General features: G+C 72.0%; 16 protein-coding genes and 1 riboswitch. Of the genes, 11 read left to right on the top strand and 5 right to left on the bottom strand.

Going from position 1 to position 16238, the window contains the following annotated elements; genetic code table 11:
- The first annotated feature begins 85 nt into the window (after positions 1-85).
- From ACFQ46_RS23930 to ACFQ46_RS23920, 3 genes are read left to right on the top strand one after another with little or no spacing between them, the layout of a single operon-like run.
- Positions 86-973 (top strand): ABC transporter ATP-binding protein, encoded by an 888-nt coding sequence (locus ACFQ46_RS23930; protein ID WP_380262817.1) that lies wholly within the window; start codon positions 86-88, stop codon positions 971-973.
- The gene (locus ACFQ46_RS23925) at positions 970-2142 is read left to right on the top strand and encodes an ABC transporter permease (RefSeq protein ID WP_380262815.1); all 1173 of its coding nucleotides are present in this window, start codon (positions 970-972) and stop codon (positions 2140-2142) included. The genes ACFQ46_RS23930 and ACFQ46_RS23925 overlap by 4 nt, the downstream gene beginning before the upstream one ends.
- A gap of 19 nt (positions 2143-2161) precedes the next feature.
- Positions 2162-2794 (top strand): TrmH family RNA methyltransferase, encoded by a 633-nt coding sequence (locus ACFQ46_RS23920; protein WP_380262813.1) that lies wholly within the window; start codon positions 2162-2164, stop codon positions 2792-2794.
- A 65-nt stretch (positions 2795-2859) separates the two neighbouring features.
- Here ACFQ46_RS23920 and ACFQ46_RS23915 read toward each other — a convergent pair whose 3' ends face one another.
- The 3 genes from ACFQ46_RS23915 to ACFQ46_RS23905 form a co-directional block, all read right to left on the bottom strand.
- Positions 2860-3531, bottom strand: coding sequence for a transglycosylase family protein (locus tag ACFQ46_RS23915; RefSeq protein ID WP_328293243.1), 672 nt, complete (start codon positions 3529-3531; stop codon positions 2860-2862).
- Positions 3530-3700, bottom strand: a riboswitch (cyclic di-AMP (ydaO/yuaA leader). Its footprint overlaps the gene before it by 2 nt.
- Before the next feature lie 180 nt (positions 3701-3880).
- Positions 3881-4639: a lysophospholipid acyltransferase family protein gene (locus tag ACFQ46_RS23910; RefSeq protein ID WP_380160445.1), complete on the bottom strand. Its 759-nt coding sequence runs from the start codon at positions 4637-4639 to the stop codon at positions 3881-3883.
- Positions 4640-4743: 104 nt separating this feature from the next.
- Positions 4744-7038 (bottom strand): SDR family oxidoreductase, encoded by a 2295-nt coding sequence (locus ACFQ46_RS23905; RefSeq protein WP_380262810.1) that lies wholly within the window; start codon positions 7036-7038, stop codon positions 4744-4746.
- Between the two features lie 96 nt (positions 7039-7134).
- Here ACFQ46_RS23905 and ACFQ46_RS23900 point away from each other — a divergent pair, with 96 nt between their 5' ends.
- The 6 genes from ACFQ46_RS23900 (at position 7135) to ACFQ46_RS23875 (ending at position 11476) form a co-directional block, all read left to right on the top strand.
- Positions 7135-7929: a carbon-nitrogen hydrolase family protein gene (locus ACFQ46_RS23900; protein WP_380262808.1), complete on the top strand. Its 795-nt coding sequence runs from the start codon at positions 7135-7137 to the stop codon at positions 7927-7929.
- A 99-nt stretch (positions 7930-8028) separates the two neighbouring features.
- Positions 8029-10188, top strand: a complete 2160-nt coding sequence (locus ACFQ46_RS23895; RefSeq protein WP_380262891.1) for a carbon starvation CstA family protein — start codon at positions 8029-8031, stop codon at positions 10186-10188.
- Positions 10185-10361: a CstA-like transporter-associated (seleno)protein gene (locus tag ACFQ46_RS23890; RefSeq protein WP_380262806.1), complete on the top strand. Its 177-nt coding sequence runs from the start codon at positions 10185-10187 to the stop codon at positions 10359-10361. The genes ACFQ46_RS23895 and ACFQ46_RS23890 overlap by 4 nt, the downstream gene beginning before the upstream one ends.
- Before the next feature lie 113 nt (positions 10362-10474).
- Positions 10475-10744, top strand: coding sequence for a hypothetical protein (locus ACFQ46_RS23885; protein ID WP_380262804.1), 270 nt, complete (start codon positions 10475-10477; stop codon positions 10742-10744).
- A 7-nt stretch (positions 10745-10751) separates the two neighbouring features.
- Positions 10752-11108: a metallopeptidase family protein gene (locus tag ACFQ46_RS23880; RefSeq protein ID WP_380262802.1), complete on the top strand. Its 357-nt coding sequence runs from the start codon at positions 10752-10754 to the stop codon at positions 11106-11108.
- A 50-nt stretch (positions 11109-11158) separates the two neighbouring features.
- Entirely contained in the window at positions 11159-11476 is a 318-nt protein-coding gene (locus ACFQ46_RS23875; protein ID WP_380262800.1) for a tetratricopeptide repeat protein, read from the top strand.
- A gap of 15 nt (positions 11477-11491) precedes the next feature.
- On the opposite strand, the gene ACFQ46_RS23870 is transcribed toward ACFQ46_RS23875, so the two are convergent.
- Entirely contained in the window at positions 11492-12271 is a 780-nt protein-coding gene (locus tag ACFQ46_RS23870) for an HAD-IIA family hydrolase (RefSeq protein WP_380262889.1), read from the bottom strand.
- Positions 12272-12291: 20 nt separating this feature from the next.
- Complete coding sequence (deoC, locus tag ACFQ46_RS23865; protein WP_380262798.1) at positions 12292-12951, bottom strand: deoxyribose-phosphate aldolase; 660 nt, start codon at positions 12949-12951, stop codon at positions 12292-12294.
- Between the two features lie 218 nt (positions 12952-13169).
- Between deoC and ACFQ46_RS23860 the strand changes: the two genes are divergently transcribed.
- The gene (locus ACFQ46_RS23860; protein WP_380162359.1) at positions 13170-14579 is read left to right on the top strand and encodes an FAD-binding protein; all 1410 of its coding nucleotides are present in this window, start codon (positions 13170-13172) and stop codon (positions 14577-14579) included.
- An 84-nt stretch (positions 14580-14663) separates the two neighbouring features.
- On the top strand, positions 14664-16220 hold the full coding sequence (locus tag ACFQ46_RS23855; protein ID WP_380262796.1) for a diguanylate cyclase: 1557 nt from the start codon (positions 14664-14666) through the stop codon (positions 16218-16220).
- The last annotated feature ends 18 nt before the right edge of the window (positions 16221-16238 follow it).

Genomic DNA, 16238 nt, shown 5'->3' with positions numbered 1-16238 from the left:
CTCGCCCGTTCCGCCGACCCGGGGGAGCTCGCACTGCGACGATCGTCGGACGCGGGGTCTCTCAGGGTTCCCCTAGGTTCGGGGGATGCTCGTCCTCGACAAGATCACCAGGACCTTCGGGGACCGTCTCGCTCTCGACGGCGTCAGCATCAGCGTTCCGGACGGACGCATGGTGGGTTTCGTCGGGGCGAACGGTGCCGGGAAGACCACCACGATGCGGATCGCCCTCGGCGTGCTGGCCGCGGACTCCGGGACGGTGACGTTCCGCGGGAAGGTCCCCGACCTCGCCGTCCGCCGCCGGTTCGGCTACATGCCGGAGGAACGCGGTCTCTACCCCAAGGGCAGGTTGCTGGAACAGCTGGTGTTCCTGGCCCGGCTGCACGGGGTGGACCGCGCGGTCGCCGCGAAGCGGGGCCAGGACCTGCTGGAACGCCTCGGGCTGGGTGACCGGTCCGGCGACAAGCTGGAGTCGCTCTCGCTGGGGAACCAGCAGCGGGTCCAGGTCGCGGCCTCCCTGGTGCACGACCCCGAACTGCTGGTCCTCGACGAACCGTTCTCCGGTCTCGACCCGATCGCCGTCGACGCGATGGCGGACCTGCTGCGGGAGAAGGTCGCGGCGGGGGTGGGTGTCCTCTTCTCCAGCCACCAGCTCGACCTCGTCGACCGGCTCTGCGACGAACTCGTCATCCTGCACGCCGGTCGGGTCGTCGCCGCGGGAGAACCGGAGAAGCTGCGCCGGGAACGGGCCGGATCCCGCTTCCGGCTCGTCGCCGACGCCGACCTCGGCTGGCTGGACGACGTCCCCGGCGTCCGGGTGCTGGAACGGCGTGCCGACGGGACCGTCCTCGAACTCCACGGTGATCCCGACCTCGACCAGCGGGTTCTCGCCGAGGCCCTCCGCCGGGGCCCGGTCCGCTCCTTCGCCCCGCTGCTGCCTTCGTTGTCCGACCTGTTCCAGGAGGTGTCCCGGTGAACGCCCAGTGGTGGATCATCGCCCAGCGCGAGATGACCGAGAAGTTGCGGGACAAGGGTTTCATCTTCTCGACCGTCCTGCTCTTCGTCCTCGTCGCCGCGGCTTCCGTCCTGCCCGGGGTGATCTCCGGAGGTGGCGACGACTACGACGTCGCGGTCACCGTGCAGGCGCAGCCGTTGGTGGTCGCCCGGCCCGGTGAGGACCCGGACACCCGGATCGAGCTGGAGGAGGTCGCCGACGACGCGGCCGCCGAGGCCGCTGTCCGCGCCGGGGACGTCGACGCCGCCGTGGTCGTCGGGGACACCAGCGCCGTCATCCTGGGTGACCGCAGCGTCTCGGACACCCTGGCCGGCGTCCTGCGCACCCGGATCGGTTCCGCGCAGACCGTGCTGGGTTTCCAGGCGCTGGGGGTGGACCAGACCGAGGTCCAGCGTGTCCTGTCGTTGCCGCCGCCGTCGACGCGACTGCTCGACCCCGACGCGGTGGACCCGTTGCTCGTCTACTTCCTCGGCCTCGCGTTCGCACTGCTGTTCTTCCAGATCGTCGTCCTCTTCGGCTACTCGATCGCGCAGAGCGTGGTGCAGGAGAAGCAGACCCGCGTCATCGAACTGCTCGTGACGACCGTCCCGGTGCGGCAGTTGCTCATCGGCAAGATCCTCGGCAACGGGATCCTGGCCTTCGGCCAGATCCTGCTGCTCGTCGTCGCCGGGGTGGCGGCCCTGCGCATCGCCCAGCCGGAACTGCTGGACAGCATCCCGGGCATCCCCAGCGCCGCCGCGTGGTTCCTGGTCTTCTTCCTCCTCGGCTTCGCGATGCTCTCCTGCCTGTGGGCTGCGGCGGGCGCGATGGCGAGCCGGCTCGAGGACCTGCAGTCGACGGCGACCCCGGTGCAGATGTTCGTCATGCTGCCGTTCTTCGCCAGCTTCCTCGCCAACGAACCCGGTCCGCTGCAGACCGCGTTGAGCTACATCCCGTTGTCCTCGCCGATGGTCATGCCCAAGCGCGTGGTCCAGGGGGACGTCGCCCTGTGGGAACCGTTGCTCTCGCTGCTGATCATCGCGGCCACCGCCGTGCTCTTCGTCACCGTCGCGCGCCGTCTCTACGAGAACAGCCTGTTGCAGACCGGTCGGTCGCTGGGGTTCCGGTCCGCGTGGAAGAAGGCCGTCTGAGCCTTGCGATGATGGACCGGTGAGTGACGAGGTCCAGGAGCAGCGGGTCGTCGGCGTGGGGCCCTGGGAGGGGACCTGGCCCGACGACCCGCGCTTCGATCCCGAGCTGCTGCTCGAGGGTGACCGGCGCAACGTGGGTGACGAGTACCGGTACTGGTCCAACGCCGCGATCGTCGCCGACCTCGACACCCGCCGGAACCCGCTGCACGTGGCGGTCGAGAACTGGCAGCACGACGCGAACATCGGTTCGGTCGTGCGGACCGCGAACGCCGTGAACGCGGCCGGTGCGCACGTCGTGGGCCACCGGCGGTGGAACCGTCGCGGCGCGATGGTCACCGACCGCTACCTGTCCGTCCACCACCACACCGACGTGGAGGCCCTCGTCGCCTGGGCCGCTGAACGGGGACTCCCGATCGTCGGCATCGACAACGTCGAGGGATCGGTACCGCTGGAGACCTACGACCTCCCGCGCGAGTGCGTGATGCTCTTCGGGCAGGAAGGTCCGGGACTGACCGACGAGGCGGTCGCGCACTGCGTCGACGTGCTGGCCATCGCGCAGTTCGGCTCGACCCGCTCGATCAACGTGGGGGCGGCGGCGGCCGTCGCGATGCACGCCTGGGTGCGCCGGCACGTCTTCGACCAGCGTCCCTGACCCCGGTCGGACCACCGCCCGTGATCGTGCAGGGGATCCCTGCACGATCACGGGCGGGAGGGGGATCAGGGGAGGACGAGGACCTGGCCGACGGCGATGTGCGCCGGGTTGTCACCGATGAGACCGCGGTTGGCGTTCCACACCGCGACGTACCCGCCGGCGACGCCGTTGTTCACGGCGATCCGGTAGAGGGTGTCGCCGGGGGCGACGGTGTAGGTGCGGGCGGCGGGCGCCGGAGCGGCCTCGACGACGGCGACCGGAGCGGGGGCCGGAGCAGGCGCGGGAGCCGGAGCAGGCGCGGGAGCGGGCGCAGGGGCGGGAGCGGGCGCCGGGTGGAGCAGCGCGGCCTCCTGGCCGACGGGGTCCGCCGAGCCGTGCAGGCCGAGACGGCGCGAGCAGGACGGCCAGGCGTTCCAGCCCTGGGCCGCGAGCACGCGCTCGGCGACGACGATCTGCTGCTCGCGGGAGGCCTGGTCGGCACGGCCCGCGTACTGCCCACCGCCGAAGCTGGTCCAGGTGCGCGGGTTGAACTGCAGCCCGCCGTAGTAGCCGTTGCCGGTGTTGATGTGCCAGTTGCCGCTGGACTCGCAGTGGGCGAGCGCGTCCCACTCCTGCACGGGAGCGGCCGAGGCGCTGGAGACGGGGCCCAGCAGAGCGGCACCGGCAGCGCCGGCAGCGAAGGTGGCCAGCAGGCCACGGCGGACGAGACGGGACGGGGCGCGACGGATCGCAGACATGGTTGGCCTCCAACGCCTGCGAGGTCAGCTGTCGGGTTCGGGTCGAAGGTGTGACCCGGCCGCGCGGACGCGGCTTCACCCCGAGGACTCCGCAGCGGACTGCGGTGGTCCGAGGAACCTTGGGTCCCCCGCTCCTGCCCACGGGTTCTGCATCCGGCGCGGTGGGCAGGACTCGGCGTCTCCGCGACGTGTCCCCGAACGGGCTCAGGGACGGGCCGACCGTAACAAGCGCGAGGCCCGGCGTACACCGTGCCGTGTCCGCACCGTCACGTGAACGTGCACGAAACCCCTGATCAGGCTGGTGGGCGACGTCCGCGTGTGGCGCAGATCACGCCTCGGAGCGCTCGGATCAGCTGTTCGCGAGCAGTTTCGCGACGGCTTCCTCGATCCGGGGGGTGAAGTCCCCGGCCCGTTCACCCTCGCGTCCGTGCAGCGGCTCGCCGAAGGTCACGTGGATCGGCGGACGCCCCTTCACCGGCCAGTTCCGCTTCGGCGGCATCGCGTCGTAGGTCCCGCGCAGGGCGATCGGGACGACCGGCACCCCGGCCTCCAGGGCCAGGTACGCCGCGCCCTTCTTGAACGGGCGCATCTCACCGGTGTAGCTGCGCCCACCCTCGGGGAACATCACCAGGCTCCAGCCGTCGGCGAGCAGCTGCGAGGACGCGCTCGCCCCCGCCGTCCCGCGGCGTTCGAGGGGGAAGGTGCCGATGACCAGACCCGACGGGGCCGCACGCCACCACACGTCGAAGAAGTAGTCCGCGGCCGCGGCGATCGCGATCCGGCGGCGACGGCGCGGCCCGAGGGCCTCCAGCAGCACCGGGGCGTCCAGGTGCGAGGAGTGGTTGGCGACCAGCACGGCCGCGCCACCGAGGCGGTCCAGCACCTCGGCGTTGTGCACGTGGACCGTCACCTGCGAGCGCAGGACGGGGGTCATCAGGACCCGCTGCAGCCCGGAGCGCACCGCCGTGGCCGGGGCCGAGCGCACCCAGTCGTTGCGGTGGACCGCCCGACCGGCCTTGTCCTCGGGAGCAGACCCGGAGTGCTTGCGCAGCAACGGCAGCGCACGCACGATCCGCGTCGGTCGGGGGATCCCCATCAGCCTCGCCATCCTTCGGTCCTCGACACCGGCGGTCCGCATCGACTGCTCGACGGTGTGGAGTGCACGGTTCGCATCCTGCCACGTCGACCCCCCGGGGAGCCTTCCGGCACGGCTCAGTCGGTGCCCGCGAGCACCTGCTGCGGCACCCGCAGCCGCCGCGCGGGCGAGCTCGCCGCCCAGTCCGCCACCGGCCAGCGCGAGGCGCGGGCCACCCGGAACAGCGGGACGTCGGGCGAGACGGCCGTCGGGTTGCCCACCGACTTCAGCAGCGGCACGTCGACGTGGGAGTCGGCGTAGGCGTAGCTGGCGGACAGGTCGGCCCCCTCGACCTCGGCGTAGCGGCGCAGCCAGGCGGCCCGCGCCTCTCCGACCAGGGGTGGGGACTTCAGGAAGCCGCTGGCCCGACGGCGCCCGCCGAGGTCGAGCTCCTCGTCCAGGTCGGTGCAGACGACCTCGTCGAAGAGGGCCGACAACGGCCGCGTCACCTGGCGCACGTCCCCCGTCATGAGGATCGTCCGGTGCCCGGCGTCGCGGTGACCCTGGATGCGCCGCAACGCGTCCGAGGAGACCTGCTCCAGGAAGCGCGGCGCGTGCACGTCGTCGACGTAGGCCTCCAGCAGGTCCAGGTCGACGCCCGCGTACCCGCGGAAGAGGGAACGCAGGAAGCTGCCGCGGTCACGCCGTTCGGCGGCGATCCACCCCGGCAGGTGGCGCATGATCCGGCCGAACTCCGCGACCCGCGCCGGGGCGTCCAGCGCCGAGAGGCGCAGCGTCAGGTACGAGTCGACGACGGTCCCCGGGATCAGCGTCCCGGCGAGGTCGAAGACCGCGAGGACGGGAGCCGAACCCTCCGCGACGGGCTTCAGCGCCCGCGGGCCGGTGGACTCGGTCAGCGTGCGCCGACGGCGGATCTCCTCGTACTTGCGCATCTGCGTCGTGACGCTGGGGCAGTGGCTGTCGAGCCAGTAGTGGCGCCAGTCCACCGTCGAGGTGTCGAAGCCGAAGAGCTCCGCGTCCGCGGGGTCCAGCGACTCGTGCAGCGCCAGCGTCTTGTCGTCGACGAACCGGAGCTCGGCCTCGGTGTAGGCCTTGTACAGGTCCATGTAGCGACGACCGCTGTCGAGCTGCCGGCTGAGGCTGTCGAGCTTGCGGGAGGCCTCGCGGACCCGTTCCGAGCGCGGCGCGAACGCCAGCAGCCGGTTCCCCGCGCCGGTGAGCAGCTCCCCGGCCCGGACCTTGCGCTCCACGGCCCGGCCTCCCGGGAAGTCCCACGTGGGCATGACCGCGGGGGAGGAGTCGAAGGGGTGCTCCGTGAAGTACTCGCGGATGAACTCGTAGATCTGGCGGAACGTCAACGGGTTCCGGTTGCCCGAGGACACGTGGTAGTACGCCGGCTGCGACAACGGCGGCGGGGTCGCCGACGCGACCAGGATGGCGTTCACGACGTGGTCGATGGGCACCACGTCGAGGACCGCGTCCGGTGCCGCCGGGAACTCCGTCAGCTCACCGCGGCCGTAGGCCAGGATCAGCGGCTCGGCCATCTTGAAGCCCTCGATCCAGCCCGGGTGCGGGTGCTGGACGGCGGACTCCACAACGCTGGGGCGCAGGATCGTCGTCGGGATGACGGGGGCGGCGATCTCCTCGACGAGTCGCTCACCCATCGACTTGGTGAAGGTGTAGCAGTCCGTCCAGCCCAGCGTGCGGGCCCGTTCCTTGCCCGCGGCGCGCTGCTGGTCCGCGACCCAGCGCACCCGGCGTTCCTCGGCCCCGGCGGCCACGCTCAGCGGCCCCGCGCGACCGTGGTCGCGTTCGGCGGCACGCAGGAACGTCCGCAGCTGCACCTCCAGGCGGGAGTCCTCCTCGATGCGGGCCGCCAGGCGCAGCCCCGCCTCGGTCTCGGTGCGCCAGTCGACCCGGTGCTCCACCGCGCGTTCCGGGACGGCGCCCCGACGTCGGCCACCGACGAAGGCCGTCGAGACGTGCACGTAGTGGACGGCGCCGTGACCCCGTTCGTTGGCCTCCAGCGTCCGCTCGACCAGCGCGCGGGTACCCACCACGTTCGTCGTGAAGGCGTCCTGGATCAGCGGGTCGAACGAGACGTCACCCGCGCAGTGCACGACGACGTCGATGTCGGACGGCAGCTCCGGCACGTCGGCGAGGTCACCCTCGAGCGCCTGCACCCGCGTCTTCAGCAGGTCGTCGACCTCACCCGCGGCGCGGAAGATCTCCTTGCGCAGCACCCCGCGCAGCCGGTCCTCGCCGGACTGACCCGGCTTCGGGCGCACCAGGGCGACCGCCGTCGTCCCGGGCAGGTCGACGAGCAGACGCTGCAGCAGCGCCTCACCGATGAAGCCCGTCACCCCGGTCAGGAGGAAACGCTTGCCGTCGAGCTGCTCAGCCAATCGCACCGGCGAATCCTGTCACGTCCCCACCACTGCCCCGTTCCCTCGCGCTCCCCCCGCGCTTCCCCGCCACGGACACCACCGGGCCGTAGGGTCGCGCCCGTGGAGATCGCCTGCCTGCAGACCGCCGGGACGACCGGCGATCCCGAGGCCAACCTCGCCGCCCTCGAGATCGCCGCGACCGACGCCGTGGCCCGCGGCGCCGAGCTGCTCGTCACCCCCGAGATGTTCCTCACCGGCTACGACCTCGGCCCCGACACCCCCGAGCGGGTGCGGGCCCTGGCCCCCGGCCTGCTGGACCGGGTCCGCGACACCGCCCGCCGCCACGGCCTCGCCCTGGTCGTCGGGATGCCCGAGGTCGAGGGTGGGCACTGCTACAACGGCGCCGTCTTCGTCGGCCCCGACGGCGAGGTGCTCGGCCGCCACCGCAAGGTCCACCTCTTCGGCGACGTCGACCGCGCGGCCTTCAGCGCCGGCGACCAGCTCGTCTCCACGGTGCGGTTCCGCGGCCTGACGATCGCGATGCTCATCTGCTACGACGTCGAGTTCCCCGAGGCCGTGCGGGCCGCGGCGCTCGCGGGCGCGCACCTCGTCGTGGTCCCGACCGCCCAGATGCACCCCTTCGAGTGGGTCGCGGAGCAGCTCGTCCGCGTCCGGGCCTGGGAGAACCAGGTCTACGTCGCCTACGTCGACCACGACGGTCACGAGGGCGCCTTCGACTACGTCGGGCGCAGCAGCGTCGTCGGTCCCGACGGTGTCGTGCTCGCCTCCGTCGAGCACGGTGAGGCGCTGCTGGTCGCCCGGGTCGACGCCGACCGGGTCGCCCGTCAGCGGCGGGAGAACCCCTACCTCACCGACCGGCGCGGACCGCTCTACGGAGCCCTCGTCCAGGACTGACCCGCGGCTGTGCTGCGGCTGTGGGTGACCGCGCTACCGTGGTTCGCGGGGTGCACCGTCGCACCCGCAGCGACCCGCGAGGAGGCGGCCGTGAGCCGGTTGCAGACCGATTCGGTGGAACTCGTCCGACGTCGTCCGACACCACGCTCGATCGCGGTGTGGAGCGCCGTGGCCCTCGTGGGCGCCGTGGCGTGGACGGTCCTGGCCCTGGCCCGCGGCGAGTCCGTCAACGCGTTGTGGATCCTGTTCGCGGCGCTCTCCTCCTACGCCATCGGCTACCGGTTCTACTCGCGGTTCATCACCTACCGCGTGCTGGGGGCCGACGACCGCCGCGCCACCCCGGCCGAGAGGTACGAGAATGGCGTCGACTTCGAGGTGACCGACCGGCGGGTCCTCTTCGGGCACCACTTCGCCGCGATCGCCGGTGCGGGGCCGCTCGTCGGGCCCGTCCTCGCGGCGCAGATGGGGTACCTGCCGGGGACGATCTGGATCGTCGTCGGGGTGCTGTTCGCCGGGGCGGTGCAGGACCTCACGGTGCTCTTCTTCTCCATGCGTCGCGGGGGGAAGAGCCTCGGGCAGATGGTGCGGGAGGAGATCGGGATGGTCGGCGGGATCGCGGCGCTGATCGCCGTGTTCGCCATCATGATCATCATCCTGGCGGTCCTCGCCCTGATCGTCGTGAACGCCCTCGCCGCCTCGCCGTGGGGGGTGTTCTCCATCGCGCTGACCATCCCCATCGCGTTGTTCATGGGGGTCTACCTGCGGTTCCTGCGGCCCGGGAAGGTGCTGGAGGCCACCGCGATCGGCGTCGTGCTGCTGCTCGCGGCCATCGTCGGCGGTGGCTACGTCGAGACCTGGGGTCTGGCCGACACCCTCACCCTCACGCCGGAGACCCTCGTCGTCGCCCTCGTGGCGTACGGGTTCGTCGCCTCGGTGCTGCCGGTCTGGCTGTTGCTGACCCCCCGCGACTACCTCTCGACGTTCATGAAGATCGGCGTCATCCTGCTGCTCGCGGTGAGCCTGCTGGTGGCGCGGCCGGTTCTGGCCAACGACGCCGTGACGTCGTTCGCCCGCGAGGGCGACGGCCCCGTGTTCGCCGGCTCGCTGTTCCCGTTCGTGTTCATCACCATCGCCTGCGGGGCGCTGTCGGGTTTCCACGCCCTCATCGCGTCGGGGACCACGCCGAAGATGGTCGCCAAGGAACGACAGGTGCGCTTCATCGGCTACGGCGGGATGCTCGTGGAGAGCTTCGTCGCGATCAGCGCCCTCATCGCCGCCTCCGTCATCGACCAGGGTCTCTACTACGCCGTGAACTCCCCGGCCGGGGTCACCGGCGGCACCGTGGGGACCGCGGCGCAGTTCGTCAGCGGTCTGGGGTTCACGGCGACCCCGGACGCGCTCGACGCCGCCGCGCGGGCCGTGGGCGAGGACAGCGTCGTCTCCCGCACGGGTGGCGCCCCGGCGCTGGCGCTCGGGATCTCCCAGGTGTTCCACCAGGCGTTCGGCGGTGGGTTGCAGGCGTTCTGGTACCACTTCGCCATCATGTTCGAGGCGCTGTTCATCCTGACCGCCGTCGACGCCGGGACCCGGGTCGGGCGGTTCATGCTGCAGGAGACCCTCGGGAACGTCTGGAAGAAGATGGGTGACCTGTCCTGGCGGCCGGGGAACCTCATCGCCAGCGCCGTCGTCGTCGCGGCCTGGGGCTACTTCCTCTACACCGGTGTGACCGACCCGCTGGGCGGCATCAACCAGTTGTTCCCGTTGTTCGGGATCGCGAACCAGTTGCTGGCGGCGATCGCGCTGACGCTGGTGACGACGCTGCTGGTCAAGCACGGCCGGGCCCGCTACGCCTGGGTGACGGCGGTCCCGCTGGTCTGGGACCTCGTCACGACGATGACGGCGAGCTGGCAGAAGGTGTTCTCCGACGACCCGACGATCGGGTTCTTCGCCCAGCGTGCGAGGTACTCCGACGCCCTCGCCGCCGGGGACGTCCTGGCCCCGGCGAAGGACGCGGCGCAGATGCAGCAGGTCGTGACGAACTCGACCGTCAACGGGGTCCTGCAGTCGTTGTTCGCCGTCCTGGTCGTCGTCATCGCGCTCAACGCGGCCGTCGTCGTGGTCCGGGCGCTGCGTGCCGGCGGACTGCCGACGACGGAGGAACCCGCGGTGCCCTCGAAGCTCGTCGAACCGGCCGGGCTCGTCGTGACCGCGCAGGAGCAGCGCGAGCTGGCGCTCGCCCGGGCGGAGCTGGAGCGGTGAGAGCGCTGCTCGGGGCGCTGGGGTGGTGGCGTCGCCAGGTCGACGGGACCGACCGCTGGGAGGCCTACCTCCGGTCCTGCGCGGCCCACGGTCACCCGCCGGTGAGTCGCGGGGTGTTCGAACGCCGCCGGGCGGACGCGAAGGCCACGCGACCCGGGGCGCGCTGCTGCTGAACCGACGGGTCACCCACCTCGTGGAGGGGTCGGGGGGATCGACGACCGACGACCTGAGACGGAGCTGAGACCTCGTGCTCGACAGCTGGCGCACCCGCAGACAGGATCGAGCCGTGAATCGCTTCCGGGTGACCGTCATCGCCCACCGCCGTTCGGCGGTGCGGACGGACGGCGACGCCGGGTCCGGCGTCGTGCACGTCGAGACGGTCCGCGCCGACGACGCCGGGTTCGCCCGCGACCTCGTCCTGGTCCGGGTCCACGCGGAGTCGGCGCTGGTCAGCGGGGCGGCCGTCGGGGTCGACGCCGTCCTCGTCGAGCGGTTGCGCTGGGGTCGTCCCCCGGTGCGCGAGTTCGACCGGCGTCGCGTCGTGGTCGCCCGCTGACCGCGCCGTGGTGGAACTGAGCCTCGAGGAGTTCGAGGTCGCCGTCGGGGACGCGCTGGACTCGATCCCCGGGGAACTGGCGCGCGCGATGGACAACGTCGTCGTCCTCGTCGAGGACGAGCCCGGCCCGGAGTTCCCGCCCGACCTGCTCGGGCTCTACGAGGGGACCCCGCTGACGGAACGGGACTCCTGGTGGGCCGCCGGCGCCCTGCCCGACCGGATCACGATCTTCCGCCGACCGACCCTCGCGGTCTGCGCCGACCGCGCGGAGGTCGTCGCCGAGGTGCGGATCACCGTCGTCCACGAGATCGCCCACCACTTCGGCCTCGACGACGCCCGGCTGCACGAGCTGGGCTGGGCCTGAGCCGGCGCAGCGCACGGAATCAGGTCGGCCCGGCGTGAGTTGACGACGTCGTGAACATCGACCTCCTGAGCTTCGAACTCGCCCGCGAGGCGTTCGACGACCGCCGCTTCACCGAGGGCGCGCGGCTGCTCGAACCCCTGGTCGAGAAGAACCCCGACGACCGCTCCCTGCGCGAACTCCTGGCCCGCACCTACTTCGGTGCCGCCATGCTGTCCAAGGCGGAGGAGCAGGCACGGGACCTGGTGCGCCGCACGCCGTCCGACGCGTTCGCGCACCTGCTGCTGTCGCGTACCCTCGAGCGGCAGAGCCGGCACGACGAGGCCCGGGGCCACCGCGTGATGGCGCACGTCCTCGGCGCCGAGGTCTGACCCGCAGCCCCGACCTCAGATCAGGTCGATCAGGTCCCCGATGCCGTCCACGATCTGGTGGGGCTGGAACGGGAACCGGCGGACCTGTTCACGCTTCGTCGACCCGGTGAGGACGAGGAACGTGCGCAGGCCGGCCTCGATGCCGGCGACGACGTCGGTGTCCATCCGGTCGCCGATCATCGCCGTCGTCTCGGAGTGCGCCTCGATCCGGTTCATCGCCGAGCGGAACATCATGGGATTGGGTTTCCCCACGAAGTAGGGCTCCGCCCCGGTCGCGCGGGTGATGAGCGCCGCCACGGACCCCGTCGCCGGCAACGACCCCTCCTTCGAAGGGCCGGTGGCGTCGGGGTTCGTGGCGATGAACCGCGCCCCGGCCTCGACGAGGCGGATCGCCTTCGTGATGGCCTCGAACGAGTACGTCCGCGTCTCGCCGAGGACGACGTAGTCGGGGTCGGTGTCGGTCATCGTGTACCCGGCCTCGTAGAGCGCCGTCGTCAGCCCGGACTCGCCGATGACGTAGGCCGAACCGCCGGGCATCTGCCGGGCCAGGAAGTCCGCCGTCGCGAGCGCCGAGGTCCAGATGTTCTCCTCGGGGACCTCGATCCCGCTGCGGGAGAGGCGGGCCGAGAGGTCGCGTGGAGTGAAGATCGAGTTGTTCGTGAGCACCAGGAACCGGCGGCTCGAGTCCGCCAGCCGCTGCAGGAACTCCGCCGCACCGGGCAGTGCGTGGTCCTCGTGGACCAGCACGCCGTCCATGTCGGTCAGCCAGCACTCGATGGCCCGGGTGTCGCCCATCTCGTTCCCCTCCACGGCTCTCACTCCGCCAACCCGGCCAGCACCGCGGCCGTTCCCGACAGGCCCAGGCGGGTCGCGCCGGCGTCGAGCAGCGCGAGCGCGGCCTCCGTCGAACGGATCCCGCCGCTGGCCTTGATGCCGAGCCGACCGCCCACGGTCGCGTGCATGACCTCGACGGCGTGCACGCTCGCGCCGCCGCTGGAGTGGAAACCGGTGGACGTCTTCACGAAGTCGGCGCCGGCGGCCTCGGCCGCCCGGCACACCGCGACCAGCGCCTCGTCGGGCAGCGCGGCGGACTCGACGATGACCTTGAGGACCGTCGGGGAGGGGATCGCCGCCCGGACGGTCGCGATGTCGTCGCGGACGGCGTCGTAGTCACCGGCCAGGGCCGCGCCGACGTCGATGACCATGTCGACCTCGTCCGCCCCGGCCCGCGCGGCGAGGGTGGCCTCCGCCGCCTTCACCGCGCTGGTGTGCTTGCCGGACGGGAAACCGCACACCGTGGCGACGACGAGACCGTCGCCCCGGACGGGAAGCATGTTCGGCGAGACGCAGACGGCGAGGACGCCCAGCGACCGAGCCTCCTCGCACAGCGCCGCGACGTCGGCGGCGGTCGCCTCGGGCTTCAGCAGGGTGTGGTCGACCAGTCGGGCGACCTCGGTGCGGGTGCGTTGGCTCACGGCGCCGAGTCTGCCACCGACCCGGCGCCGCGCCCCTCCGACGTCGAGGGTCCGCGACGGGCGCGGGAGGTGCGACGGGCCGTGAACGCCCTCAGGACGATGGTCACGAACGACGGCAGCAGGTGGAGCGCGGGGCCGGTCGGGGACCAGCGGTTCGGGGTCCGGGTGCAGCCGCCGTCCGTGGGATCCGCGGCCCGACGGTTAGGCTCGCGTCCGTGGTGAGCTTCCCCGGTCGCAAGAGTGGTCCCGTCCCCGACGTCGACGGAGCTCTGCGCACGACGCAGCGCCTCACGGGATGGGGGCGCACCGCGCCGACGACGGCCACCGTCCTGCACACCCAGGACCTCGACGTCATCGCGGAAGCCGTGCGCACCGCCGGTCCCCGCGGCGTCATCGCCCGGGGCCTCGGCCGCTCCTACGGCGACCCGGCGCAGAACGCGGGGGGTCTCGTCGTCGACATGACCGCGTTGGACCGCATCCACGACATCGACGTGGACGCCGCGACCGCCGACGTCGACGCCGGCTGCTCCCTGGACAAGCTGCTGCGCGCCGTCGTGCCGCACGGCCTGTGGGTGCCGGTCCTGCCGGGGACTCGCCAGGTGACCGTCGGCGGCGCGATCGGCGCCGACATCCACGGCGGCAACCACCACACCCAGGGCACCTTTACCCGCCACGTGCTGTCGCTGGACCTGCTGACGGCGGACGGGCAGGTGCGCACCCTCACCCCCGACGGCCCGGACCGCGACCTGTTCCTGGCCACCACCGGCGGCATGGGTCTGACCGGCATCGTGCTGCGCGCGAAGATCCGTCTGGACCGCGTCGAGACGTCGTACTTCATCGCCGACGTCGAGCAGACCCCCGACTTCGACGACATGCTCGAGCGGCTGCAGAAGAACGACGAGAACTACACGTACTCCAAGACGTGGTTCGACTCCGTCACCACGGGCCCGCACATGGGTCGCGGGTTCCTGTTGCGCGGCTCCTCGGCGAAGCTGTCCGACCTGCCTCCGGAACTGCGCAAGGACCCGCTGAAGTTCGACGCCCCGCAGCTCGCGAGCTTCCCCGACCTCTTCCCCTCGGGGATGCTCAACCGGCTGTCGGCGAAGGCACTGAACGAGTTCTACTACCGGAAGTCGAAGACCAAGTCCGGTGTGGTGCAGAACATCACGCAGTTCTACCACCTGCTCGACCTGTTCGCGGACTGGAACCGGGCCTACGGCCCGAACGGGTTCCTGCAGTACCAGTTCGTCGTGCCCCTGGACCGGACCGACGTCCTGAAGGCCAGCATGGAGGCCATCGTCGAGTCCGGTCACATCTCGGCGCTGAACGTCCTCAAGCGCTTCGGGGACGCCAACGACGCCCCGCTGTCCTTCCCGACGCGGGGCTGGACCCTCGCCGTGGACCTGCCCGTCCGCAAGGGCCTGGACCAGCTGTGCGACCTGCTCGACGAGATGGTCCTCGATGCCGGTGGCCGTCTCTACCTGGCGAAGGACTCCCGCACCACGGCCGACCGCTTCGCGCGCATGTACCCGGAGCTGCCGGCCTGGCGGACGGTCCGTGACCAGGTCGACCCGGAGCGTAAGTTCTCCTCGGACCAGGCGCGACGTCTGCAGCTCGTCCGCGACTGAGCTCAAGCCGCGGCCGCCCGGTGCCGATCCCTCACGGCGGGGTCGCGACGGGCCCCGGTGAGTCGAAGGACGGGTGGTGCGGGCGTGGCGGTGCGCGACGTCTCGCTCGACCCCGTGCAGCAGTTGCGCCGCGAGCTCGACGAGCTCGACGACCTGGTGGGCATGGACCCCGCGGAGGGCGCCCGGGTGGCCCGCTCCCTCGCCGGGCGGGCCTGGGACCTGGGCGCGCGCGGGGCCCTGGCCTGTGCCCGCGTCTGGGAGGCCGAGGCCCTGCAGCGTGACGGTGACGGTGCTGCCGCGGCGGCCGCCGTCGCCGCGGTGCGGCGCGAGCACCCCGACCTCACGAGTGAACTCCGGGTGCGGGCCAGCTGGGTCCTCGCCCGCTCCTTCACCGACATCGGCGACCGGCCGACGGCGCTCGAGCACGCCCTGGACGCGGCGGCGGCCTTCGACGACGACGTCCCGCAGCGCGTCCGGACGCGGGTCCTCATCAAGGTCGCGGACCTCCTGGACGAACTCGGGGCGCACGAGGACTCCCGGTCCTGGTACCGCCGCGCCGAGGAACTCGCCCTCGGTGACGCACAGCTCCACCTGCTGGTCGTGAACAACCGCGCCTACTGCGAACTCGAACGCGGTGACGTGGCGGCCGCCCGACGGGAACTCGCCCTGCTCAAGGAGCTCAGCCGGCGCTACGACCGCCCGCTGAACGCGAACACCCTCGACACCGTCGCGCGCATCCACCTGCTCTGCGGGGACGCGACCACGGCCCAGGAGGTCGCCCGGGCCGCGGTCCGGACGAGCTCGGCGATGGAGATCAAGAACGCCGACGACCTCCCCGTCTACCTGCTGACCCTCGCGGTCGCCCAGCGGGTCCTCGGGGACGCCGCCGCGGCCTCGCAGACCCTCCAGGAGGCCCGGGCCGCCTGCACGGGGGTGGGGTTCGCCGACGTCCGCACCCAGATCCTCGAGGAACAGGCCGAGGTGTTCGCCGCCCTCGGCGACCTGCGTGCGGCCTTCGAGACCCACAAGGCCTTCCACGCGGCCGACAAGGAGTTGTTGTCGGAGCAGCGCGAGGCGCAGGCCCGGGCCCGGCAGGCGATGTTCGAGACCGACGTCGCCCGGGAGGAGGCCGCCCGCTACCGCGAGGAGGCCCGGCGCGATCCGCTGACAGGGCTGGGCAACCGGCTCTTCGTCGACGAACGGCTCCCGGAACTCATCACGGGGTTCCAGGTGGGCGGTCGGCTCGTGAGCGCGGTCCTGCTCGACCTCGACCACTTCAAGACGGTCAACGACACGTTCTCCCACGAGGTGGGGGACCAGGTCCTCTGCGTCTTCGCCGGCATCCTGGCCGACGCCGTGGTGCGGTTCCCGGACTCCTTCGCGGCGCGCCTGGGGGGCGAGGAGTTCGTGCTCGTCCTGGCGAGCGACGACGAGGGGTTCGCCGCCCGTGCGGCCGAGTGGGTCCGGCGGACGGTCGCGGGGTACGACTGGTCCGCGGTCACCCCCCGGCGGGGCATCACCGTCAGCGCCGGGGTCGCCACCCTGGATCCCGCGGGGGACAAGGCGTCGCTGCTGTCCGCGGCCGACGCGCGCCTCTACGCCGCGAAGGCGGCGGGGCGCAACTGCGTCGTGACCCGCTAGGCGACGAGGTCCGGCGGG

The organism is Kineococcus sp. GCM10028916, assembly GCF_042674865.1.
GTDB lineage: Bacteria > Actinomycetota > Actinomycetes > Actinomycetales > Kineococcaceae > Kineococcus.
Note: the sequence above shows the minus strand (reverse complement) of the source record. Positions and strands in the feature narration are given on the sequence as shown.

Coding starts and splice junctions, on each gene's coding strand:
- ACFQ46_RS23915 (WP_328293243.1), bottom strand. CDS start 3,531: ATGTCTGCGATCCGTCGCGCCCCGTCCCGTCTCGTCCGCCGTGGCCTG.
- ACFQ46_RS23910 (WP_380160445.1), bottom strand. CDS start 4,639: ATGGCGAGGCTGATGGGGATCCCCCGACCGACGCGGATCGTGCGTGCG.
- ACFQ46_RS23870 (WP_380262889.1), bottom strand. CDS start 12,271: ATGGGCGACACCCGGGCCATCGAGTGCTGGCTGACCGACATGGACGGC.
- ACFQ46_RS23930 (WP_380262817.1), top strand. CDS start 86: ATGCTCGTCCTCGACAAGATCACCAGGACCTTCGGGGACCGTCTCGCT.